This window comes from Granulosicoccus sp. 3-233 (assembly GCF_052681095.1).
Genome location: NZ_JBQYLE010000002.1, coordinates 541,939 through 564,847, shown reverse-complemented (window position 1 = coordinate 564,847; position 22,909 = coordinate 541,939). Strand labels below are relative to the sequence as shown.

18 protein-coding genes are annotated in these 22,909 nt (G+C 59.6%); 10 read left to right on the top strand and 8 right to left on the bottom strand.

The window, feature by feature from the left end:
• Positions 1-110: 110 nt before the first annotated feature.
• Positions 111-1,346 carry a sensor histidine kinase gene (locus ACUNV4_RS07355; protein ID WP_430877859.1) on the bottom strand — a complete coding sequence of 412 codons (1,236 nt, stop codon included), beginning with the start codon at positions 1,344-1,346 and terminating at the stop codon, positions 111-113.
• Positions 1,347-1,391: 45 nt separating this feature from the next.
• Complete coding sequence (hemC, locus tag ACUNV4_RS07350) at positions 1,392-2,381, bottom strand: hydroxymethylbilane synthase (RefSeq protein ID WP_430877858.1); 990 nt, start codon at positions 2,379-2,381, stop codon at positions 1,392-1,394.
• Positions 2,382-2,671: 290 nt separating this feature from the next.
• Between hemC and ACUNV4_RS07345 the strand changes: the two genes are divergently transcribed.
• Positions 2,672-3,142 carry a hypothetical protein gene (locus ACUNV4_RS07345; RefSeq protein ID WP_430877857.1) on the top strand — a complete coding sequence of 157 codons (471 nt, stop codon included), beginning with the start codon at positions 2,672-2,674 and terminating at the stop codon, positions 3,140-3,142.
• Positions 3,143-3,345: 203 nt separating this feature from the next.
• On the opposite strand, the gene ACUNV4_RS07340 is transcribed toward ACUNV4_RS07345, so the two are convergent.
• From ACUNV4_RS07340 to ACUNV4_RS07315, 6 genes are all read right to left on the bottom strand, one after another.
• A complete protein-coding gene (locus tag ACUNV4_RS07340) occupies positions 3,346-4,638 on the bottom strand; it encodes an NAD(P)/FAD-dependent oxidoreductase (protein ID WP_430877856.1) in 1,293 nt (430 codons plus the stop codon).
• A gap of 122 nt (positions 4,639-4,760) precedes the next feature.
• The gene (gene dgcA, locus ACUNV4_RS07335; RefSeq protein WP_430877855.1) at positions 4,761-5,765 is read right to left on the bottom strand and encodes an N-acetyl-D-Glu racemase DgcA; all 1,005 of its coding nucleotides are present in this window, start codon (positions 5,763-5,765) and stop codon (positions 4,761-4,763) included.
• Positions 5,762-6,757 (bottom strand): N-acetyltransferase DgcN, encoded by a 996-nt coding sequence (gene dgcN / locus ACUNV4_RS07330; protein ID WP_430877854.1) that lies wholly within the window; start codon positions 6,755-6,757, stop codon positions 5,762-5,764. The genes dgcA and dgcN overlap by 4 nt, the downstream gene beginning before the upstream one ends.
• 145 nt (positions 6,758-6,902) lie before the next feature.
• On the bottom strand, positions 6,903-8,546 hold the full coding sequence (locus ACUNV4_RS07325) for a c-type cytochrome (protein WP_430877853.1): 1,644 nt from the start codon (positions 8,544-8,546) through the stop codon (positions 6,903-6,905).
• A gap of 16 nt (positions 8,547-8,562) precedes the next feature.
• A complete protein-coding gene (locus ACUNV4_RS07320) occupies positions 8,563-9,846 on the bottom strand; it encodes a hypothetical protein (RefSeq protein ID WP_430877852.1) in 1,284 nt (427 codons plus the stop codon).
• 78 nt (positions 9,847-9,924) lie between these two features.
• Positions 9,925-11,475: a phospholipase D-like domain-containing protein gene (locus ACUNV4_RS07315; RefSeq protein WP_430877851.1), complete on the bottom strand. Its 1,551-nt coding sequence runs from the start codon at positions 11,473-11,475 to the stop codon at positions 9,925-9,927.
• A 379-nt stretch (positions 11,476-11,854) separates the two neighbouring features.
• Between ACUNV4_RS07315 and ACUNV4_RS07310 the strand changes: the two genes are divergently transcribed.
• The 9 genes from ACUNV4_RS07310 to ACUNV4_RS07270 all read left to right on the top strand — a co-directional run bounded on the left by ACUNV4_RS07310 (position 11,855) and on the right by ACUNV4_RS07270 (position 22,907).
• On the top strand, positions 11,855-14,068 hold the full coding sequence (locus tag ACUNV4_RS07310) for an AAA family ATPase (protein ID WP_430877850.1): 2,214 nt from the start codon (positions 11,855-11,857) through the stop codon (positions 14,066-14,068).
• 263 nt (positions 14,069-14,331) lie between these two features.
• Entirely contained in the window at positions 14,332-15,030 is a 699-nt protein-coding gene (locus ACUNV4_RS07305; RefSeq protein WP_430877849.1) for an exopolysaccharide biosynthesis polyprenyl glycosylphosphotransferase, read from the top strand.
• Between the two features lie 278 nt (positions 15,031-15,308).
• The gene (locus tag ACUNV4_RS07300; protein WP_430877848.1) at positions 15,309-16,097 is read left to right on the top strand and encodes a WecB/TagA/CpsF family glycosyltransferase; all 789 of its coding nucleotides are present in this window, start codon (positions 15,309-15,311) and stop codon (positions 16,095-16,097) included.
• A 5-nt stretch (positions 16,098-16,102) separates the two neighbouring features.
• On the top strand, positions 16,103-17,461 hold the full coding sequence (locus ACUNV4_RS07295; protein WP_430877847.1) for a lipopolysaccharide biosynthesis protein: 1,359 nt from the start codon (positions 16,103-16,105) through the stop codon (positions 17,459-17,461).
• On the top strand, positions 17,458-18,372 hold the full coding sequence (locus tag ACUNV4_RS07290) for a glycosyltransferase family 2 protein (protein ID WP_430877846.1): 915 nt from the start codon (positions 17,458-17,460) through the stop codon (positions 18,370-18,372). The genes ACUNV4_RS07295 and ACUNV4_RS07290 overlap by 4 nt, the downstream gene beginning before the upstream one ends.
• Entirely contained in the window at positions 18,372-19,316 is a 945-nt protein-coding gene (locus tag ACUNV4_RS07285) for a glycosyltransferase family 2 protein (RefSeq protein WP_430877845.1), read from the top strand. The genes ACUNV4_RS07290 and ACUNV4_RS07285 overlap by 1 nt, the downstream gene beginning before the upstream one ends.
• On the top strand, positions 19,313-20,881 hold the full coding sequence (locus ACUNV4_RS07280; protein WP_430877844.1) for an O-antigen ligase family protein: 1,569 nt from the start codon (positions 19,313-19,315) through the stop codon (positions 20,879-20,881). The genes ACUNV4_RS07285 and ACUNV4_RS07280 overlap by 4 nt, the downstream gene beginning before the upstream one ends.
• 43 nt (positions 20,882-20,924) lie before the next feature.
• Positions 20,925-21,938: a UDP-glucose 4-epimerase GalE gene (gene galE, locus ACUNV4_RS07275; RefSeq protein WP_430877843.1), complete on the top strand. Its 1,014-nt coding sequence runs from the start codon at positions 20,925-20,927 to the stop codon at positions 21,936-21,938.
• A gap of 102 nt (positions 21,939-22,040) precedes the next feature.
• The gene (locus tag ACUNV4_RS07270; RefSeq protein WP_430877842.1) at positions 22,041-22,907 is read left to right on the top strand and encodes a glycoside hydrolase family 16 protein; all 867 of its coding nucleotides are present in this window, start codon (positions 22,041-22,043) and stop codon (positions 22,905-22,907) included.
• Positions 22,908-22,909: the final 2 nt, after the last annotated feature.

The window sequence follows — 22,909 nt, the reverse complement described above, 5'->3', positions numbered from 1 at the left end:
CAGTTCCCGAGCGTGGTCCGACCAATGAGCCTGCAGTGATGACGCCACGGAAACATCTCACGAGGGAGCTCGTTCCCGCTCAGGCCTGATCGCCCGCTCCGCCAGCGATATCAGGCGACCTGCAGCAGGTCCTCGTCAGTGGCAGTCTTCAGGCAGAACGAAAAGACACTGCCGACGCCCAGCTCGCTTTCGACCTCCAGGGCGCTGCCGTGCAGGGCCACGATTTCCGAGGCGATGCTCAGGCCCAGCCCCATGCCCGGGCCGTTCTGCTGATCATTGGCAGGATTGACCTGATAGAGCCGGTCGAAGACCTTGCCGGTATCCGTTTCCGGAATACCACAACCGGTATCGCGAACACTCAGACGCAACAAGCGCCCACCGTCGATCAGCTCGCTGTCGACCGTCACGCTGCCACCGGAATCCGTGAACTTGACAGCATTGTTGATCAGATTGCTCAACACCTGGATGATGCGATTGGATTGCATCATGACCAGCGGCAGCTGCAACTGATCATTGACTGTCAAGGTGATGCCCTTGGCCACGGAGGCCGGCGTGGCCGCCACCACACAATGATCGAAGACATCGTGAATGCTGCAGGGCTTGGGGTCGATCGTCATCTTGCCCGTCTCGAAACGGGACAATTCCAGCAGATCGTTGAAATGTGTGGATATCTGCTCACAGCTCTCCAGTGCATAGGTCAGGATGGTTTTCTGTTCTTCTTCGATGGGTCCCGCCAGACCATCGGCCACGATGGCCACGAATTCCTGAATGGCCGTCAGGGGCGTCTTCACCTCATGCGACACCGTATGATAGAAGCGCTTGATCTCGTCATTGCGTTTGATCAGCAACTGATTCGCCGCTTCGAGCTCCTTGACACGGCTCATCAGTGACTTGCGCAGCATGCCCTTCTCGATCGTGTTCTTGACAGCCCGGCACAGGGACTGCTGCGTGACGTTGCGCTTGGCCAGAAAATCGTTGGCCCCGGAACGCACGGCCTCGATGGCGGCCTCTTCCCCTCCGTCAGCCGTGAACACGATGGTGGGGGGCATGGTATGGCCCATCTTTTCCCGAAGCATCTTGATGACCTCGGTTCCCATCATGTCCGGCAGTCGATAATCGATCACGATGCAGTCGAAAGTGTCCACCGCACAGATGGCCAGCGCTTCGGCCGTGGTACCGGCCGAGATGACGGTATGCTGAAACGAATCGTCCGAACGCAGATAGCGCTTGCACAGGAAGCAGTAGGCTTCGTCATCGTCGATGAGTAGAATGCGTGTCTTGACACGGCTGCCCGGAGACAGATAGTCATCTGTCTCGTTCAGCGACAACGAAGTAGTCGGTTCCATAGTGGCCTTAGTGACCATCCGGCGTCGTACTTTAGCTGCCGAGTGTTACGTCTTGCGGCTCCTGCGAACGTATTTGCCGGCACTGGCAGCCACTTCATCCAGCGACGCCGGCTGCAGGCCCAGATCACGAAGGATGTCATTGGCCCCACGATACAGCAACATTTCGGCCACCTTGACCCCCAGATCCACCGCCTCGTTGCAATGCCCGCGCGCGTCTGCCGTCACCACGGTCTGACCATCCGGCGAGGCCACCAGGCCACGCAACCAGAGCTGATTGCCCTCCAGCTCGGAGTAGGCCGCAATGGGCACCTGGCAGCCACCATCCAGACGTGCGCTCAGGGCTCGCTCGGCCTGCACGCGATAACTGGTTTCCTGATGATGCAGATGATCCAGCAGAGCAATGGTATCGGTGTCATCCACGCGTGATTCGATACCGACAATGCCCTGACCGGCTGCTGGCAGGCTTTCTTCCACACCGATTTCAGTCGCGATCCGCTCTTCCATGCCCAGCCGAATCAGTCCGGCAGCGGCGAGGATGATCGCATCGTACTCACCATCGTCCAGCTTGGCCAGGCGGGTATTGACGTTGCCCCGCAGGTTATGCACCTCCAGATGCGGGTACCTTGCCAGCAATTGCGCCTGTCGGCGCAGGCTGCAAGTCCCCACAATGGCGCGCTCGGGCAGTTGCGCTGCGGACTGGAACTGATTGGACACGAAGGCATCATGCGGATTTTCGCGCTCCAGAATATGCACGACCTGCAACCCTTCGGGCAAGACAGCCGGCACATCCTTGATCGAATGCACGGCAATGTCCGCATCACCGTCGAGCATGGCGGTCTCCAGCTCCTTGACAAACAGGCCCTTGCCACCGATCTTCGCCAGGGGACTGTCCAGCAACTGATCGCCACGCGTGGTCATTCTGACCAGTTCGACCTGCACATCCATGCCCAGAGCCTCGACTCTTGCCTTGACATCTTCTGCCTGCCACAGGGCAAGCGGGCTGTTGCGGGTGGCAATACGCAAGGTTTTCATCATCAGTCCAGGTTGGTGGCTTCGCCAGGGGATCGGAATCATGCACGACTGCGGGGTTCATACGGGTTGCAAGCCGGTATCAAGCCCCTGTCTGACATGGCCGCTACTGTACCACTGACTCACCGACAGACTGAAGCCGGCACGATGCTACGCCAGCCTGCTTGAGCAGACACCTGCGGTGGCGTACCATGCCTAGAACCCTGACAGGCACTGTTGTGCGGACAAGCACCATTGCGGCCTGACCAAACCGATCCTGCTGGTTTCACCAGCCAATTTTCCAGTGGAGTGTTTCGATGATGTGGATTGCCACCCTGTGCCTTCTGGCCATTGCTGCCTGGCTGTTCTTCAATGCCCTGAACGAACGACGTTGGGTCGAAGCCCACAGCCACGATGAAACCGTTGCCAGCGATGAGGGACTGCTGGCCAATTTCACCGCCCTGACCCGGACAGCCAACCCCACCGGAGACCCCAACGCGCCGGGCGAAGTCGTGCAGACACCACTGGGCCGTGCTGTCTCCAGAGTACAGGAGACGACCGCAATGGCCAGGACCAAATTCGATGAGCAACGTGCTGCCGCCGCTCGCGGCGAGGAAACCGTCATCGGACGCACCTATTCGAAGGTAACGGCAAAGGATGGCGTGGTTCGCCAGACGGCCGACAAGGTGGCTACCGGCATCGGCGCGCTCGAGAAGAAGGTGGGGTCCCGTCTGCAAGCCAACCGCGCACGCAAGGCAGAAACCTCGGAAGACTCCTCCAGCAAGTAGCACCTTGTTGAACTGATCTGATCGAACGGCGCGCAGTGCGGCGCCGTTGTCCTGCCCGTCACTCAGACCGGGTTACAGTAGTCAGCAACCCGGACTGCGTGACGATCGAATTGTACGCTGGCAACGCCCGGTCACGCCATCGGCGGCGTCGGGCAAGGTCGACGTCATGCAGCAGTGCATCGAACGCTCGGGAATCCGGACTGTCAGTGCAGCTTCAACTCGGCGCGCGTTGCCCGATGAATTCGATCCCCGAGCATGATCAGCAAGGTCGACACGGGGCCGTGGACCGCATTCTGATGCATGCGATACAGGGACAGATAGAACAGCCGCGCCAGCCAGCCTTCGACGAAAACGGTGCCACGCACGAGATTGCCCATGAGGTTGCCGATGGTGGAAAACCGGCTGAGACTGATCAGGCTGCCGAAGTCCTTGTAGACGAACTCCCTGGCTGGCTTGCCCCGGCGGCTTGCCAGAATGTTGTTGGCCAGGACCGAGGCCATCTGATGGGCTGACTGCGCTCTCGGCGGCACAGTGCCGCCATCCCGGGTTGGGCAATTGCAGCAGTCGCCAAGACCATACACATTGCTGTGCCCTTCGAGTGTCAGGTCCGGATTCACCTTGACGCGGCCGATGCCGTCACAGGCAAAGCCGCTGTCGGCCAGGAAGGCGGGAGCCTTGATGCCGGCGGCCCACACACTGATGTCCGCGCCGATCCGCTCGCCGTCGCTGGTGATCAGCGCGTCACTTTCGACGCGGGCAATGCGTGTATCGGTCTGTACCGACACACCAATGGATTGCAGCTCATCCCGGATGCTCAGACCGATCCGCTGGGGTAGTTGTGGCAAAAGCATGGCCCCGGCCTCGATCACGGCCACCTTGAGGCGTTCCTTGGAGAATTTCCGGAATCCGTAATCCTGTAGTCGACCTGCGACATTATGCAGATCGGCTGCCAGCTCGACCCCCGTTGCCCCACCGCCGACGATCACGACCGACAGCTCCGCATCCGGATCACTGGATCCGCTGACCCGATGCAGCTGCTTGAGGTAGAGCTGGTGGAAACGCTCGGCCTGTTCTCTGGAGTCGAGCGTGATGCAATGTTGCGCAACACCCTCGGTACCAAAGTCGTTGCTGCGACTGCCGGGGCTGAGCACCAGCTGGTCATAGGAAAGCGATCGTTCGGCGACCAGCTCAGCGCCGTTTTCATCGATCTCTGCAGCGACTATCACCTGCTGAGTGTCACTATCCACTCGCACGACCCGGCCCAGCAGAAAATCGAACTGGTGTTTTCTGGCCAGCATGCGGTAGCTGGTTTCATCATGGTGACTGTCCAGCGAACCGGTAGCCACTTCATGCAGCAGGGGCTTCCAGATATGCGAGGCATTCATGTCGATCAGCATGACCGACACATCCTCCGCACGCTTCAACTTGCGGGCGAGCCGAACCACCAGCTCCAGACCTCCGGCCCCGCCACCTACCACAATGATTCGTTTCGACATGCTGTCAGACCTCGGTAATCCACTCGCGATTGCGACCGGGAACCGCCCCGACGCCCATTGACTGACCCTTGCAACCTGCGTCCCGCCAGGAATCGGTCACCGCAATACTACAACAAGGGCGCCTATCCCCAAAGTACCGAGTCTGCCGGATGCATGTCACTGCCGTCATAGTGAATGGCTGCCGAGCGATCCTCGGCCAACAGCAAGGGGCCGTCAAGGTCCACGAACTCGACGCCCTGTGCCACCAGATGTGCCGGCGCCATACCCAGTGAACTACCCACCATGCAACCGACCATGACACCGAACCCTGCCTCGCGGGCGGCGCTGCGCATCGCCAGAGCTTCCGTCAGACCACCGGTCTTGTCCAGTTTGATGTTGATGACATCGTACTTGCCAACCAGTGATTCCAGGCTGTCACGAGCATGGCAGGCCTCGTCGGCACAGACCGGCAGGGGCCTGCCGCGTTCGGCCAGCGCCTGGTCGGATCCTGCCGGCAGGGGCTGCTCCACCAGAGCCACGCCCAGCTCCAGCATCAACGGAGCCAGTTCGTCATAGTCGGCGGCAGACCAGCCTTCATTGGCATCAACGATCAGGCGACAATCCGGTGCTCCTTGTCGAACCGCTCGCAAGCGCTCCAGATCACCTTCCCCGCCCAGCTTGAGTTTCAGCAACGGCCTGGACGCATTCTTCCGTGCAGACGCGAGCATATTGGCCGGGGTATCCAGCGACAGGGTGTACGCCGTGACAACACTTGTCGGCGCTGGCAGGCCGGCCAGCTGCCAGACCGGCTTGCCAGCGCGTTTTGCCTCCAGGTCCCACATCGCACAGTCCAGAGCGTTGCGAGCCGCCCCCGCTGGCAAGGCGCTCTGCAGCGCCTGACGATCCAGCCCGGCAGCCAGATCCGCCTGCAGCGAGCGGATCTGTGCGCAGACACTGTCCATCGACTCATCATAGCGAGCGTAGGGCACGCATTCACCACGGCCCACGAAGCCCTCTGAGCTCAATGTCACGGTCACCACATTGACTTCGGTTCGCGACCCTCTGGAAATCGTGAACGTGCCCGCGGTGGCGAATCGATCCCGACTGATTTCCAGCGAGGTCACAACCCCGGCATTCGTTCCGCTCATGCCAGCGCATCCACCAGACGATCGGCACCGTAGCGGTACGGATCGACCGTTGGCAGCTGCATGCGCTGCTCGATATCGCCCAGCACTTGCCTGGCCTGCGCCTCATCCAGCGCCGCAGTATTGACCGAGATGCCGGTCACCTGGCAATCGGGATTGACGAAGCGTGCCAGCGTCAGCGCCGTGTCGCGCAACAGTTCAAGGCTCGGCAAGGCGTAGTCCGGCAAGCCTCGCATGTGGGTACGAGTCGGTTCATGACACAACACCAGAGCATCCGGAGCACCACCGTGTATCAAGGCCATGGTGACCCCGGAATAGGAGGCGTGGAAGATACTGCCCTGACCTTCGATCAGATCCCAGTGATCGGCATCGTTGTCGGGTGTCAGCCACTCCACGGCACCCGCCATGAAGTCCGCGACCACGGCGTCCAGCGGGATACCGCCGCCGGTGATCAGAATCCCCGTCTGACCGGTTGCCCGGAAGGTTGCCTTCATGCCTCGCTCACGCATGGTTTTCTCCATCGCCATGGCGGTGTACATCTTGCCGATGGAGCAATCGGTGCCGATCGGCAGACAGCGCTTGCCACTGCGCTTCTTGCCGGTGGCAATGGGGAAGTCCTGCTGCGGCACCCGTACATCGAACAGCGATTGACCATGCTCTTCAGCCAGGGTGACCAGTCGCGGGTTGTCAGCCAGCAGAGTGTGCAGTCCGGAGGCAATGTCCATTCCTGCGGCCAGCGCCTGTTCGAAGGCGACGTTCCAGCTTTCGCCGATCCGCCCCCCTCGATTGGCCACCCCGACCAGCAAGGTTCGCGCGCCGGCCTTGACAGCCTCCTCGATGCTCATGTCCGGCAAGCCCATGTCGGCCTGGCAGCCCGGCAGACGAAACTGACCGACGCAGTTCTCGGGACGCCAGTCGCGTACGCCCTGTGCAACCTTGGCTGCCAGAGCATCAGGGGCATCTCCCAGAAACAGAAGATAAGGTGTATTCAGCATTTTCTTGTTATTCCAGACGAATGAGAGGCAGGGTCAATCTGCACGGGTGAACAATCCAGTGATACTCCAACACAGATTCGAGCGTAATAGAAGTCGATGACGGAGCCAACTGGCAGATAAAGAAGGTTCCAGTCGGATTGGCCGGCTACAGCGTTTTCAGATACTCCAGAACGGCGGATCGCTGAGACTCGTCGAAGTGATCACCGAATCGATGACCCGAGTTCGAATATCCCGGAAGACGGGTGTCGTAGATGGACTGTGGTACTGCGGCCTCATTCTTGTCCTCGGCTGGTATCTCGAAGGCCCATCCCATGTTCACCTGATCATAGCTGTCTGGATCGGACGCATCAGAGGCGCTGTGCCGCCACAGCACAGGCCGACTGCCACTGTCCAGCACGGCGCGCAAGCTGGGGACTGACCCGTTGTGAAGGAACGGGGCCGTGGACCAGATGCCATCCAGCGGAGGCGCCACGTATCCGGGCCCGGGAGCGGCCGTTGCCAGCAAGCCGTAATAGGAACGATTGAACCAGTCCACGTAGGCTGCGCCCTCTCCACGGGCAAACTCGACCAGCACCGGATCCGTGCCAATGATGTCCAGCGGTACCAGTCGCGCAGGATACTCGGGCTGATCCCCATAGCTGCCGTGACAGCGCGAACAGGTCTGTTCGAACAATTGTCGCCCTTCGCCAGCCAAGGCGGTATCCAGCTCGAAAGGCCACGGTGGCGCTTCGAGGCTGGCGATGAATGCGCGGATGTCGGGCGCATAGGCATCGATCCGCTCAAGCTCATCGATATTGTCACTACACAGCATGGAGGCCGACATCATCAGCCGCGCATGATCGCCCCGCCCTTCCCCCATGTTGAACATGGCCGGTTTCTTCTGCATGCGCCACCAGGGCGGCACACTCACCGGCGGCGGGTCCTGTGGTGGCAGAGGCAGTAGTGGCGTGTCTGACCAGGCGTTGTCGTCGGCATGTCGATGGGCAATCAGGGCGGCGGTCAGGTTGTTAGCCGGATTGACGCCAACGGTATGAGGTCGAATGTACGGCGCAATGGCCGCCATGCGATCGGCAAAAAGCTCCCAGATGGCTGTCTCGGCCGGTCCATCGACCAATAGTCCCGCTCGCTCGGCCTGTGCAGACGCATCCCCGGTAAAATCCAGGAACTCGTTGCCCAGCCCGACGACCAGCTCACCGAACAACGGTGTGGCGTGGCAGGTCAGGCAGTTGCTGCTGACGATCCGGTCACCCTTGTCGTTCTGCAGAATGTTGACACTGTAGGGCAGACCTCGGGCGGCCTCCGTGCGGCCGCTGATTTCAACCACGTCTGCATCATCAAGCAATTGCCGGAAGACACGTTCGGGCAGACCGCAACTGACGTAGGCCGCTTCCAGCAGTGCGGTTCGACCGGCTTGCACATCGCCCTGACGCTGTGTTTCCGCAGGAATCGGACCGCTGGACGAGAAACGCGCTGCCGGCCACTGATCCGCCAACCCCGCCGGCAGTTCGGCCTCACTCAACACGACGCTCTGTCCCGCATCGGGGGCCGGGTGTTGCGTGACGCCTTCGCTCGCCTGGTCGATATCGATCACTGCCGCAGGCCTGCTGTCAACACCGGCACTGTTGGCCACCCCGGCAGTTGCCGATTCATCATCACGCTGACACGCGCTCACTCCTGCCAACAACGCGAACGCCAGCAACGCAACGCCAATGTTCATACCCTGTATCGATCTGCGGTACTGCATGATTGCCCGACCATGCCTGCCGGAAGCGCCCTTCGGACTCTTCATCGGTCTGCCTCCGTTTTCAATCCGCCCGCTGCACAGGCTGAAAATCCGCAAATCCGAAACCGTCATGCGTGCCGCTGATGCTCACCGCACCGCGCCAGCGCTTACCGTCGATATCACGTCTGACCACAGGCGGCTGCAAGGGTGTCAACTGCAATGCGATGGCGCCGTCATCACTGTCGATGCGAATGGACTCCGGCAGCTCATGCGTATCGTCTGATACACGCTGGCCAAGTGTATCCGTCCAGCGCAGCTCGACAGACCGAGCTGCGCCGTCTGTCCCGCGCAGCCTGCTCTGCACCGTTTCAGGGCCTCTACCGGAACGACGCTTGCTGCGCGTGACACTCAAACGCTGCTGTGCGGAGTCATCAGTCGACGATTCCAGATAGAGTTCGAGCGTATCGATGACCACAGCACCCCCGGATGATGGAAGTGCCCCCCAGCTATTGGATAACCAGGCTCTTCCCTGCCAGACCGGCTGCAGTGCTTCACCTGCCAAGACGCTATCTCGCCTGTCTCCCGGTGCCGACAGGGAGGCGCTGACCGGTACGGCACGCGCCATCCACTGCCGAAAATCCCCAACCTCCAGTCCATCCGGGCAGTGGTCAAGTGCCAGCTGCAATTCCAGACGTCGCCCGAGCCCGTCGGCCGGGTTCTGCTTGTCGTCAACTATCATGGCTGGCGGCCTCGTTGTAGCCTGGGCAGGCTCCACCGCCGGCAGAGCGGCAGTCACCCGAAGGCCGGCGTGGCAGGAAGTGTTCGCTGCAACCGTGTCACCCAGTCCCTCGGGAATGAGCCAGTCAATGCGAGTGGCTGTCACGAACAGGCTCGTCTCGTTGCTGTCCGCCAGCCCCAGCGCGCGCCGTTGCACACTCTGCCCTTGTCGCGGAGCAGTCGCGGCAGGTCCGGCGACAAGCAGGCTGGAGCGCATGACATCCGAATATTCCCATGCCGACGCCTGCACAGACTGACGCTCCAGTGCCAGCCGGTCCAGCCGCAGTTGCACTTCCACCTGTTCGCCATGCTCATCCTCCAGTAGCGCCTGCAGACTGAAAGATTCGGCATCCGCCCGAGGATGCGGACGCAGGTCAGCGGGATACACGATGGCGCCACCGACCGGATCCGCGTCTTGACGGGCTGCCAGTTCGACCAGAGCTGTCAGGGAGAGCGTCTCATCGCCGGCGGCAGTTTCCTGCATGCCGCTCACGACGTCGGGTGCACGCTCCCGCTCGCAGGCGACCACCAGCAGACTCGACACCAGCAGCGACAGCATCCAGCCACGACCGAAGCGACGCCCTGCCACGGACCGGCGCCTGCAGCGCACAGAGTCGCCAGCGCTGATTCGGTGACTAGACACCTGACCAGATCAGCTCGACAGCCATCAGAACGTGCTCAAACCCGTCATCTCCATGAATCGGTATTGCAGTTTCAACCACAGGCTGTCGTTCGCGAATTCGTCATAGTCCAATGAATACGTACGTCCGCCGGAATTGTTCCACTGCCTGTCGAAAAAAGTGATCATCTCTTCGGTCAGTGGCGACTCCGATGTCGTCCGCACTTGCACATCGGTCTCCATGTTCAGGTCATGCAGATTGCGCCGGGTGAAATTCGCCGAGCCCAGCAAAAAGACATGCGCAGCCGAGCCCTGTGACACATGCAACCATTTGGCATGACATTGCTCGCCGGACGTGGCGCACCAGCGCACCTCGACACCGCTGGCGACCAGTTCTGCAGCAACCGGCCGGTTCGGCACACCGTTCTTCTGCCGGCCGAAGGCATCACTGTTGACATCCAGTAATACCCGGACACTGGCACCGCGCGATTCGGCTGCGATCAATGCCTCGATGATGGCACGCTCACTGAGGTAGAACATGGCAAGATCCACGGCATCACCGGCACCGGCTCGGTCCAGGGCCTGCAGTACGGCCTGCTGGATGCGCGACTCCCCCAGTACCTGCACCGTCGGCAGGTCGGATGCCTTCGGAGTCTGTGTCGAACCGGAAACTGCGGCTTGCAGATCGGAGTCCGGCAGCAATACGCCAAGATGGTGCAGCACTTCATCCAGCAGCTGAACCTGTTGATGCGCCTCGTTCATCAGAAGCAGTTCGCGCTCGGCTGCCACCAGATCAACCACTGCTTCACCCGAGAACGACATGGCCACGTTGCGGTGGGCACTGCTGCCATCGTGCGGATTGGCAGAGGCCACCAGAGCGCGAAGCTTGTCATCATCGCCACTATCGGTGATCAGCAGTTTTCTGTGATTGGCCTTGAAGTTCAGCAGCGACAGATAGCTGCGCAGGGACACCCGCCCCTCGCCGAAGGGGTTGGGCAGCAGCTCGCCCGGCGCATTGCCGAATGGCTGAATGAATACGCGCCAGAAACCCGACCAGGTGGGGTTGCTGTCCTGCAACTTCGTCAGGTCGGTCTGCACCACGGTGATGCCGGCCTGCTGCAAACGGTTGAAATGGACCGACTGCAGGCCTCCGTAAACGGTATTGATCGGATCGCTGATGACGATGATCGGCAAGTCGGCAATTTCTTGCCTACGGGCTATCAGCGCATCCGTGAGTTCATCCGACAAGGCCCGATGCCTCTCGGGTACCGGGCCCTGCCAGGCGTTGAACAGGAACATGTCCAGCAGGATCAGTTTGTCCGCCTGCGCAATCATGCGGAACAGTTCATCGAATATCTGTTGTGACAGCTGTCGCTCGCCTTGCTCATCCAGCCAGCTGTCATCATGCAGAAACTGCAAGTGTCGGGCACTATGCTGCACGCCCTGCATACTGACCGCCGCAGGAGGGGGAAACAGTGAGTGCAGCAGCAACGTCAGCAGGGCATAGAGGAATATCGCGGCCAGCAACCAGCGAACGGCAGAGCGCCCACCGCCAGCCGACTGGCGGCGAAATATGCGCCATGTCTTGGAATCGCCCACAAACTACCTCCAGCGGGTGTTTATTAAAACAACTTCACAATTCAGCGGAGGCGAGTTGCTACAATCGCGCCATGCCGATTCCGGAAGCAGGGCCGGATCTGTCTGCAATTGCAATCTCGAATTGATGACTACCACCCTCAAGTTTGTAGGTAGGACTCGCACAACCTATACGTCATGCAACACGCAAGGCGCGTGTACCAATAATAATAACAAGCAAGGCAGCAGTGAACGATTTGAGTGAACCCGGGGCACAAGTGATATACGACCCAGGCTCTATAATCGACAGGTTCACAGCCGAGCCAACGACGACGGACTTAACGCTTTGATGAAGACACTCAATTACCCTCAACCCGGCGCCCCTATGCAAGGATATGCAACCGTGCCAGCAACCAGTGACGCGAAAGAATACCTGCGCCTGCTGCTGCGACACAAGTTCGGTCTGTTCCTGACACTGCTTCTCGGCCTGTTCCTGGCCTGGCTTTACCTGATCAGCACTGACAAGACCTACGAGACATCCGCTCTGGTGGAAGTCCTGGAAGAACGCAACTATTTCGACGATGGCAGCAGTGTCGCGCAAACGGACTGGAATGCCCCGACCATCAAGGAAGAGGCCAATCTGCTGCGTTCGCGCAAAGTGCTCAGCCCGGTGGTCGAGGCCTATGATCTGCGCACCTCCGCTGAGCCGAGGCAACTGCCCATCCTGTCCGACCTGACCCGGGAAATTCCTGCCCTGGGCAACCTGGTCAGCCAGCTGTCCTTCGCCCAACAGTATGCCTGGGGAGATGTCGACATCAGCCTGACCGAGCTGGTAGTGCCGCGCCAGTGGGAAGATCGCGCGCTGACACTGACCGCTCTGGGTGAGACGGCCTACAGTCTGACCGACGACGATGGGCTCGAGCTGATCGCCCAGGCTGAAGTCGGCACGTCAGTCACTGTGGAGACGCCCGGCGGTGACCCGCTGACCATCCGTGTTGATGAACTGAATGCTCCGGCCGGTGTGGAGTTCTCGGTTTCCCGAGCCTCCCTGCAGGCAGCCGTCAGCGAGCTGCGTGCGGATCTCTCCACTGAAACCACCGATACCAAGTCACGCATGATCACGGTCAAGCTGCGCGGCCACGACCCGGCGCATATTGCGGACCTGACCAATGCGATCCTCGGTGAATACACGGACGTCAAACTCGGCTCGCAGAATCGCTCATCCGACGAGAAGCTCGAGGTGTTCGAAGAACAGCTGCCAAAGGTGGAAGCCGAACTGCGAGCGGCGGAACTTGCCCTGTCTGACTTCCGACGCAATGCCGGCTCCTTCGGCGAAGACACCCAGACCAACTTCAAGCTCGGTCAGTTGGACAAGCTCGAAACCGAGCTGCTGGAAAAGGAAGTCGAACGAGACGATCTGCTCAAGCGTTATACCGTCAACCACCCCACCCCCAAGCGCCTGCAGAAGGAAATCGACGTACTCATCGACAAGATCGGCCAGGTACGCGGCACTCTGAGTGCCCGCCCCGACACACAGCGTGAGCTCGCCATTCTGGAAGACGAGCTGGAAACCAAGCGCAAGCTGTTCATCGAGATCTCCGAGGAACTGCAGAAACTGCGACTCGCCAATGTCGGCAATGTCGGCGAAGTCCAGGTCATCGATGATGCCTTGCCACCGCGCAAGCCGGTATCACCGAGCGCCCTGCTGGCCATCGTCGGCGGTACGCTGACAACACTGTTTCTCTACACGCTGTACCTGACGCTGCGCTCTGCACTGTCCACTGTCATCAGTGACCAGGACTCGCTGGAAAGGGCCTCCGGTCTGCCCGTATACATGAACATTCCGAAAAGTTCGGCGCAGCGCCGCCTGGGCAACCCGACCACTGTCGACCCTCGCAAGCTGCTGCCCGGCAGTAGCGGTGGCGATGCCAGCAAGGCCATATCGGGCAACGTACTGGCCCTGTCAAAGCCGGAAGACTATTCGATCGAAAACCTGCGTGGATTGCGCAGCATGCTCGAAGATGTCATGGCCGACGCCGACAACAATGTCCTGATGTTCACCAGCCCCCTGCCCAGCATGGGCAAGTCCTTCCTGAGCATGAACCTGGCGGTACTGGTGGCACAGACCGGCAAGAAGGTCCTGCTGATCGATTCCGACTATCAGCGCGGGCAACTGCACAAATCGCTGGGTCTGCCGGTCGGACCGGGTCTGCCCGAGGTTGTACGAGGCAAAAGCGAGCTGAAGGAAACCGTCAAGGCGACATCGGTTGCCAACCTGTACTGCATACCGCGTGGTTATTCCGGCGCTGGCAATGTTGGCGTTGACATGCCGAGTGACAAGGAGTTCGGGGCCTTTCTGAATGCCGTAGCACCTCGATTCGACCTGGTCATCATCGATACCCCACCTGTTTTGAGCGTTTCCACTGCGGCATCACTGGGCAAACACGCAGGTTCTACTATCATGGTAGTGAAGGAAGGCGAAGTGAAGGAGCCACAACTGAATGAAGCACTCAAACGACTGACCTTTTCAGGCGTACGCGTGAGTGGCTGCATCATGAATGGCTCGTCAACTCCGACGCCCAGACACTACACCTATTACCAGGAACAATTGGACTGAATAACGGCGAGTGAAACAATGTGTCCCATGGGGTATGTGTGTCGTTGACTGCAGACACTGTAATACCCTGTTGCTACATTGAACAAACGAGCCAGCTGTCACGCAACGGAAATGTTGCTTGCAGTAATATCATTTGAATTTCAATCATTTAACACGGGCTCCTGGTCATGGAATCAGGAAGCTCGGTGTCACGTCCAATACGGATACAGGAGAACAAGGTGTCAGGCGCCAGCGCAATCAAGAATAATCAGAGCAACACAGTCTTGGATACTGAAAGTGCCAACGCGGCTTATATCAACGACCTGCCTGGCGAGGAAGAACGTCTCGGCACACTGGTACACAGCGACAGCTCCACGCTGTGGCCGATCACCGGAATCAATGCGGCGCTCAAGCGCCTCGAGGATTTCATCTTCGGTTCGATCGCCCTGCTGATCCTGTTCCCGCTGATGGCCCTGATCTCCATTGCCATCAAGCTGGACAGCACGGGCCCCGCCCTGTTCTGCCAGGCTCGCAGCGGCCGCAACCGGGAAATCATCAAGGTCTACAAGTTCCGCACCATGTACCAGAGTGGTTCGCAGGAATTCAAGCAGGCACAGAAGGATGACCCTCGCATCACCCGAATCGGCGCCTTTCTGCGACGCACCAGTCTCGACGAACTGCCTCAGCTGTTCAACGTGATTCAGGGTTCCATGTCCCTGGTCGGTCCCCGACCTCACCCGCTGAAACTGGATGAAGACTTCAAATACGTGATTCCCGCGCTGGGTTCTCGCTACTGCGTGAAACCGGGCATCACTGGCTGGGCACAGATCAATGGCTATCGCGGTGAAACCCGTCGTGTCAGCGACATGGTCTCGCGCATAGAGCACGATCGCTACTATGTGAAGAACTGGTCATTGTTTCTCGACATCAAGATTCTCGTCCTGACCGTCTTCAAGGGCTGGACCCACAAGAACGCCTACTGATCACCCTGTCAGCCAGATCAGCCATACCGCTCACGGTTGCCCCCCCAGCCCTATGACTGATCGAAGGCAGCCTGTCGCCGGGCTGCCTGATGTCGGCGACCACCCGCGTCAGCCGGCAGTCGTTTCTCAGGCGCGGCCCCGGTTGTAGACCGGGCAGCCAGCAGCCGATAAGGTATCGAGTCAACACTGGAAACCGACTCGAACGCATACCGGAAATATCAGCACCGCAGACCCGGACCGGACTGCCTGCTCCCACAAACCTCTGAAAGTTTCTCACGATGGCAACTGATCCCGCTGGACTGCCGCAGCGATCCCTGCTGGGCTTTTTCGCACACCCGGGCACCCTGGAAGACTACCTGCAACTGACCGAGTCGACCATACAGAACTCGGAACGCCGCAGTGTTTTCTATCACAATCTGCATTCGCTCTACAGCTACTTCACCGATGCCGAGCTGCGGAAACATTATCAGGGCACCACGGTGCTGGTGGACGGCATGCCGGTCATCTGGCTGATGCAGTTGCTGGGCATACCGGTCACCCGAGCACACCGCCTGACCTACGTCGACTTCATCATGCCACTGATGCAACTGGCAAGCGATCGGGGCTGGACTGTCTTCCATCTCGGACAGAAGGCCGAGGTTCAGGCGAAGGCCATGGATATCGTTCGAACGCAAAGCCCGAACATCCATCTTGCAGGACACGATGGCTACTTCGATCAGACACCCATGAGCACACAGAGCCTGGCGGTCATCGAGCAGATCAATGCCAGCAATGCGCAGATCGTGCTGGTCGGATTCGGAGCGCCGAAACAGGAAGCCTGGTTGCATGCTCATCGTCACCTCATCAATGCCCCCATCGTCTTCACCTGCGGTGCCTGCATGGAATATGTTGCAGGAGCCGTCAAGACCCCCCCTCGCTGGATGGGTCGTCTGGGACTGGAATGGAGTTTCAGACTGCTGGAAAATCCGCGCCGTTTCGCCTTCCGCTATCTGGTGGAACCGGTTCTTCTGGGGGCTATACTGCTGAAGAACGGCATGGGCATGCTGATCAGTAACAAGCGGGCCTGAACACGGTGAGCAGCATCGATACGGCCGATGAACAAACGGCAGCCATGAATGGCGCACAGGCAGTCCTGGAGACTTCAGATGCCGGAAAGGGAATGACGGGCGTGAGAATCATCGACAAGTGCATCCAGCTGGCGACCTCCAGGCTGGCTCTGTCGGTCGGTGCTCAGGCCATGGTCAGTGGCTTTCATTTTGCACTCAATCTGGTCCTGCTGCGCCTGGTGACACCCTATGACTATGGCATCTTCGCCTTTGCGTTCGTCCTGGCGATGTTCGCATCGGCAGTCAACAATGCGCTGATCTCCACCCCCCTGACAGTCTACACACCCATCGTCAAGGACCCTGCCGAGAGATCACGCCAGGAGGGCATGTTCAGCACGTTGAACATGATGCTGTTTCTTGCGTTGCTGGTCTGCGGCTTCGTCTATTCCGGCTGGAGTGAACAGAATACGACTGTGACCCTGTCGGTGGCATTGTTCGTGGCCATCTACTCGGCCCGCCACTTCAGTCGCAGTGCCGGTTACGCACGCATGCGTCCTCTGGTGACTGCATTGGGTGATGCCACCTATGTCGGCACCGGTATCGTGGTCATGCTGGCCATCATCCTTTGGGTGGACGACCTGAACATCAGTCACGTCCTGCTGGCACTGGTGGCGGCCAACCTGGCGGCCATGCTGGTGGAACGCCATCGCCTGCACGGTAGCGGACGCAAATGGCTGACTCTGGCCGGTATCGGCAGTTATCGCGACGTCTGGGAGCAATCCCGCTGGGCCCTGGCGGGTTCCCTGACCACACTGTTTCTGGCACAAGCGCACAGCCTCATCATCACGGCCACCAACGGGCCGCATGCCTACGCGCCTCTGGCGGCCGGATTCGTTCTCTTCGGGCCCGTGCGGGTTGCGCTGCTGACCTGGCAGAACATGGTCAAGCCCGAGCTGGCTGTCGCGCTGTCCGAGTCCAGACATCTGGCCGTCAGGCAACAGATCCGGACGACCAGCCTGCTGATGGCCGGGGCCGTACTGCTGATGGGTCTGATGCTGTTGATCCTGTGGCCCTGGATCGATGCCTTTCTGTATGCCGATCAATACGCGGACGAACCCATGGGGCTGATCGTGGCCACCTGGTCCGTCATCACCCTGTTCGCCGCCAGTTACAACGCGCCTGCAGCTGCGCTGCAGGCCATGCGCGACTTCCGGGTACTGGCCATGGCAAGTGTCTATGGCGCCATTCTCAGTGGTGTCCTGGTCAGCGTCACACTCTACTTCTTCAACCCTGAATCCACCCTGTTGGGAATACTGGCGGCAGAAGCGTTCATGGCGATCTACCTGACCCGCATTCTCTACACCCGATTGAAAGCGGCCTCGTGAAAACCGTTCTCTGCATCTGCACCTATCGTCGTCCGGCAGGACTGCGCAAACTTCTGGAAACCCTGCCACAGCTTGCCGGCACCGATGGCCTGGAGGTCGTCGTCTCCGACAACGACCCGGGAGCTGAAGGTCTGGCTGTCTGCGAAGCGCTGAGCGCGGCGGGCTACCCTTTTCCGTTGCACACGGTGTCCGCGACAGAGCCGGGAATTTCAGCTGCCCGCAATGCAGCCTGCACACGGGCCTTGCAACTCGAACCCCGCTTGCTGGCCTTTCTCGACGATGATGAATGGCCAGAGCCGCAATGGCTGACCGAACTGCAACGTGTTCGCAATGCCTGCAATGTCGATGTGGTCGGTGGCCCGACTCGACCGGTGTTTCCCGAAGGATGCGCCGAATCGAGTCGACAGAATGCCTATTACGGCGCGGACCTGGCATTGCCCGATCAGTCCCTCTGCCAATTGCAGGCCGGCGGCAATTTCCTGATCACCAGTGATGCCTTGCAGGCGCTGGCTCCGGAGTTCTTCAATCACGCCTTTGCGCACAGCGGTGGCGAGGACCTGGCCTTCTTCATGCAACTCCGGCAACGGGGCTATTCCATGGCATGGGCGGCGCATGCCATTGTCCATGAACCGGTACCCGAGGATCGTCTGCACGACGCCTGGGTACAGCAGCGCATCGTCAACATCCACAATTCACGGGTCAGGGTCATGCAGTTGCTGCAGCCCGGCGTCGGCCATAGCCTTGTGCGGGGACTGAAAACCATCGCGCTGGGGGGACAGACCCTGCTTGCCAGTGCGCTGTCATGGTTGAGTCCTTCCTGGATGGAACGCTCGCGACAATTACGCTGGAAACTGCGCGGCAAGGTGAGTGCGCATCTGGGTCACGCTACCATTCGGAACGAAAACTACTGATGTCCCCCCGATTCTCCATAGTCATACCGACCTACAATCGATCTGCCTCGGTGCTGGATACGCTGCAGTCATGCTTCGAACAGACTTTCGACGATTTCGAGGTGGTGGTAGTCGACGATGGCTCGAGCGATGACACCCGTGATGTGCTGGCAGCCATCGACGATCCACGCCTGAGAGTGCTGCATCAGGACAATGCAGGTCCGGCTGCGGCGCGCAACCACGGCATGAAGGTCGCAGCGGGTCAGTACATCGCCTTTCTCGATTCCGATGATCGCTGGTATCCGACGTTTCTGCAGGTCGCCAACGACTGCCTCGAAGAGGATGAAGACGTGTTGCTGTACGGGCAGATCATCGTCGATCGCGGCGTCGACCGCTACTGGGTGAAACCCGCGCGTGCACTTGGTGCGGAGGAATCGATATTCGATTACCTGTACGTCGATGGCAGCTTCATCCAGACCAGCACCATGGTCATGCCACGCACCCTGGCCACCAGGGTGCAGTGGGACGAATCCGTGACCTTCGGGGACAATGATCAGTTTGCCATCGACTGCTGGCGCACCGGAATTGCTTTCCGCATGCTGCCTCAGCCGCTGACCTTGTACGCCGATGTGATCAGCGATGAGGCCCTGTCGCAGCTGCCCATACATGCCGGCACGTCCGAGAAATACACCAATTTCTTCCGCTGGATGGATACACAGAAAACCGCCATGTCGCCAATGGCCTGGGCGGGATTCCAGGCACGTTTCGCAAGTGTCGGTCTGGCCCGCTCGGCACCCGTTCGGAGTTTCGGATTGCTCTGGAAGGCCTATCGCACCGGCGCAATGGGACCATTGGGCATGGTGCGGCAAAGTGTTCAGAATCTCTTCCCGAGACTCTACCGCCGCCTGGTGGATCAATACGTACGATATCGCGGCTTGACGCTCGAGCAGGCCAGGCGTCAGTGAATCTCTCCGCTCAGCACCAGGTACCGCGACCAGCCCTGGCGACCTATCAGGCGCCTTACCGGGTGCCGCTGCTGGCATCACTGATGCTGGTACTGACCCTGCTGCAGGGCACCAGCTTCACCCTCACCCTGGCAGTGCGATCTCCCTTTGCCGGTGATCTGCCAGTGACCCTGGTCACGCTGCTGTGGCTGGTCATGTATCTCACCTCTGCCGTGGCCCTGCTCGCCAGCTTCGGACTCAACTGGCTGACCTGGCTGGTGCGTTATCGACTGGCGCTGATCCTGGTGGTGGCCGGTACTGCCTTTTCCACCGCCTGGTCCGTTGACCCCAATCTGACCATCGAACGCTCGGTACACCTGATCGGTACCACCCTGCTGGCCATCTATCTCGGCTTCAGTCTGCCCTTGTCGCAGATTCTGCGCATCAGCGCGACGACTCTCGGCCTGCTGATGTTCGGCAGCGCCCTGGCCGCCTGGTTCATGCCATCGCTGGGTCTGGAGCAATATGAGGGGCAACTGGTCTGGGCCGGCATCACCGCTTCCAAGAATACGCTGGGATTCTGGTCGGCCATCACGGCCCTGTTGCTGTCCAGTCTGTGTTTCTGGCCGATCTCCACGGCGCGTCGTGTCACCTGTCTGATCCTGATCGTGCCTGCCCTGCTGTGTCTCTATTTCAGTGTGTCGGCGACATCGGCACTGGCACTGATCTGCGCAACACTGGTCATGCTGTACCTGCATACCACGCGCAGTCTGCGCATGGGCATGCTGTCGATGTCGGTCCTGGGCCTGCTGGTGGCCGCCTTGCTGGCCATGGCCTTCAGCTATATCGACACGGCAGAATTGATCGGGCGCTCTGGTGACCTGACGGGACGTGGGGATGTCTGGCAACAGACCTGGCAACTGATTCTGGACAGACCGCTGACGGGATACGGCTATGGCACCCTGTGGTATCCAACCGACGACAGTGTCTGGATTCAGCAATCCCTCACTGACTTTTCCTGGACCGTGTTCCATGCGCACAACGGTCTGCTGCAGATTGCCTCGGAGATCGGCCTGCCGCTGACGGCGCTGGCGGTCTTCATGATCGTGCAGCAACTGATCGAACTGTTCCATTGTCAGTATCAACGTCCTTTCCCCGGCGTCCTGTTCGCACTGGGTTTCATGATTGCCCTGCTGGTGAGCAACTATTCCGAGGCACGATTGCTGGTCAATCGCGAGCTGTACTGGATTCTGTTCGTGACACTGCCCATCAGCATGTTGCAACAGGTCACGCTCAGCAGCTCCCTGACTCGATCTCAGACTCCCGCATTCGGCCTGCCCGGCGACATGCCCGGCAAGCTGGCAAAGTCACGTGAAAGGACCCGACAGCGGCGCTCATTGAAGAAGCGCCTGCTGCTGCAACGTCGCCCTGTCATCATGAACAATGACGACGATGAATCCGTTCTGCCCCTGACTGACAGTCAGGGACAGCCGCTGCTTGCGCTCGACAAGGGCACCACCCGCTCGGAAGAGGATTCCGCGGGTCAGGGAATACCTGCGACACGCAATGACGCCAGATCACAGTAGCGCCAGCTGGCGCGACAACCTACAAGACAATTAGAGAGACAACGTGAGCAAATCCATTCTGGTTACCGGAGGCGCCGGTTTCATCGGTTCGCACATGGTTCGCATGCTGGACCAACGCGGTTTTGACGTTCTGATATATGACAATCTCGAACGAGGCAATGCCGATGCCGTCACGGCGGGCACGCTGATCGAAGGCGATCTGCACGACAGTGAAAAACTGCATGCCGTCTTCAGGGAACATGATATCGAGGCTGTCATGCACTTCGCCGCGCTGGCCTATGTCGGTGAATCGGTGCACGAGCCAGCATTGTATTATCGCAACAATGTCACGGGCACCCAGTCTCTGCTGGACAGCATGTGTGCCAACGATGTGAAGAAGCTGGTGTTCTCCTCCACCTGTGCCACCTATGGCGAGCCGGCAACCCTGCCGATTACCGAAGATACCCCACAGAACCCCATCAACCCCTATGGGCAGTCCAAGCTCATGGTCGAACAGATTCTCAAGGATTACGCACCGGCCTACGGACTGCGCAGCATAGCCTTGCGATATTTCAATGCAGCCGGTTGCTCTGAAGACGGCAGCATCGGTGAACGGCACGATCCGGAGACACACCTGCTACCGCTGATCCTGTTTGAAGCCTTGCGCGTACAGGCTGGCGGCAATCCTGCGGACACCAATCTCATGGTCTTCGGCAACGATTTCGACACGCGTGACGGTACCTGTATCAGAGACTACATCCATGTGAACGATCTGTGCAGTGCGCATATCGCCGCCTTCGAACGCATGCAGAAAACGCCGACAGAGGGCGCCGAGCAATTCAACCTGGGCGTCAATCGTGGCTATACCGTTCTGGAAGTGATCGACGCCTGTCGCCAGGTGACAGGCGTCGATTTCGGTTACAACACGGTAGCGCGCCGAGCTGGCGACCCACCGGAGCTGGTGGCCGATGCCAGTCTGGCCATGAGCCGGCTGAACTGGAAACCGGTGCACGCCGACATCAAGGACAGCATCCGGCATGCATGGCAGTGGTATTCAGCGCATCCTCCGGCAGCCTGAAACGAACTTCACGCAGGCCAGCGAGTCCTACCCTCGCTGGCCAACTGAACCGTAACCCTGATTTCGCCCAACCGGCATGGCGGAACAGGTAATACTCCCTACATGAAAATGACCTGTCACAGACGATTCGCCCTGCTAGTCACCCTGAGCCTGCTCGGCGGTGCTGCCCATGCCCAGTCCGAAAAGCGGATACTGGATGACCGTTGCTGGGACTTGAGCTTCGAAGAGCCCTTCGATACCTTGTCGCTCTGGAACGAATCGACCCGCGAAGGCCTTTGGCGCACCCGGTATATCTGGCCACGCGACGTCATCATCAATGATGAACAGCAGTTCTACATCGACCCGGAGGAACACGGAGTGTCACCGTTCTCCATCGATGATGGCATTCTCAGCATCGAAGCGAACCCCACTCCCAGAGCATTGCGTGGCGTGGTATCCGGACAACCCTACATTTCAGGCGTCCTGACGACCGAAAAGAGCTATTCGCAAAAATACGGTCGCTTTGAAGTCAGTGCACGATTGCCCCGGGGCGGACAGGGCTTGTGGTCTGCATTCTGGCTACTGCCCAGTTTCGAGCAATGGCCCGAAGGTGTCGCGGTGCTGCCTGAAATCGATGTCATGGAGAGTCTGGGTCACCAACCGAATACCTACCACACCACCTTGCATACCAACCAGACCGGTGAGCTGACCTCCTTCCCGTTTGACCACACCCTGAAAGCCGACCTGACCCGTGACTTTCATCTCTACAGCGTTGTCTGGACGCCCGAAACAGTGACCTGGTATCTGGACGGCAAGCGTATGGCATCACATCCGACACCGGATGACTACACCCGCCCAGTACACTTTCTGTTGAACCTGGCGGTAGGTGGCAGCTGGCCGGGGTCGCCAGACGCCAGTACCGAGTTTCCGGCCAGTTTCGATATCGATTATGTCAGGGCGTGGACTGACAACGGCTCCTGCAACAGCTGATT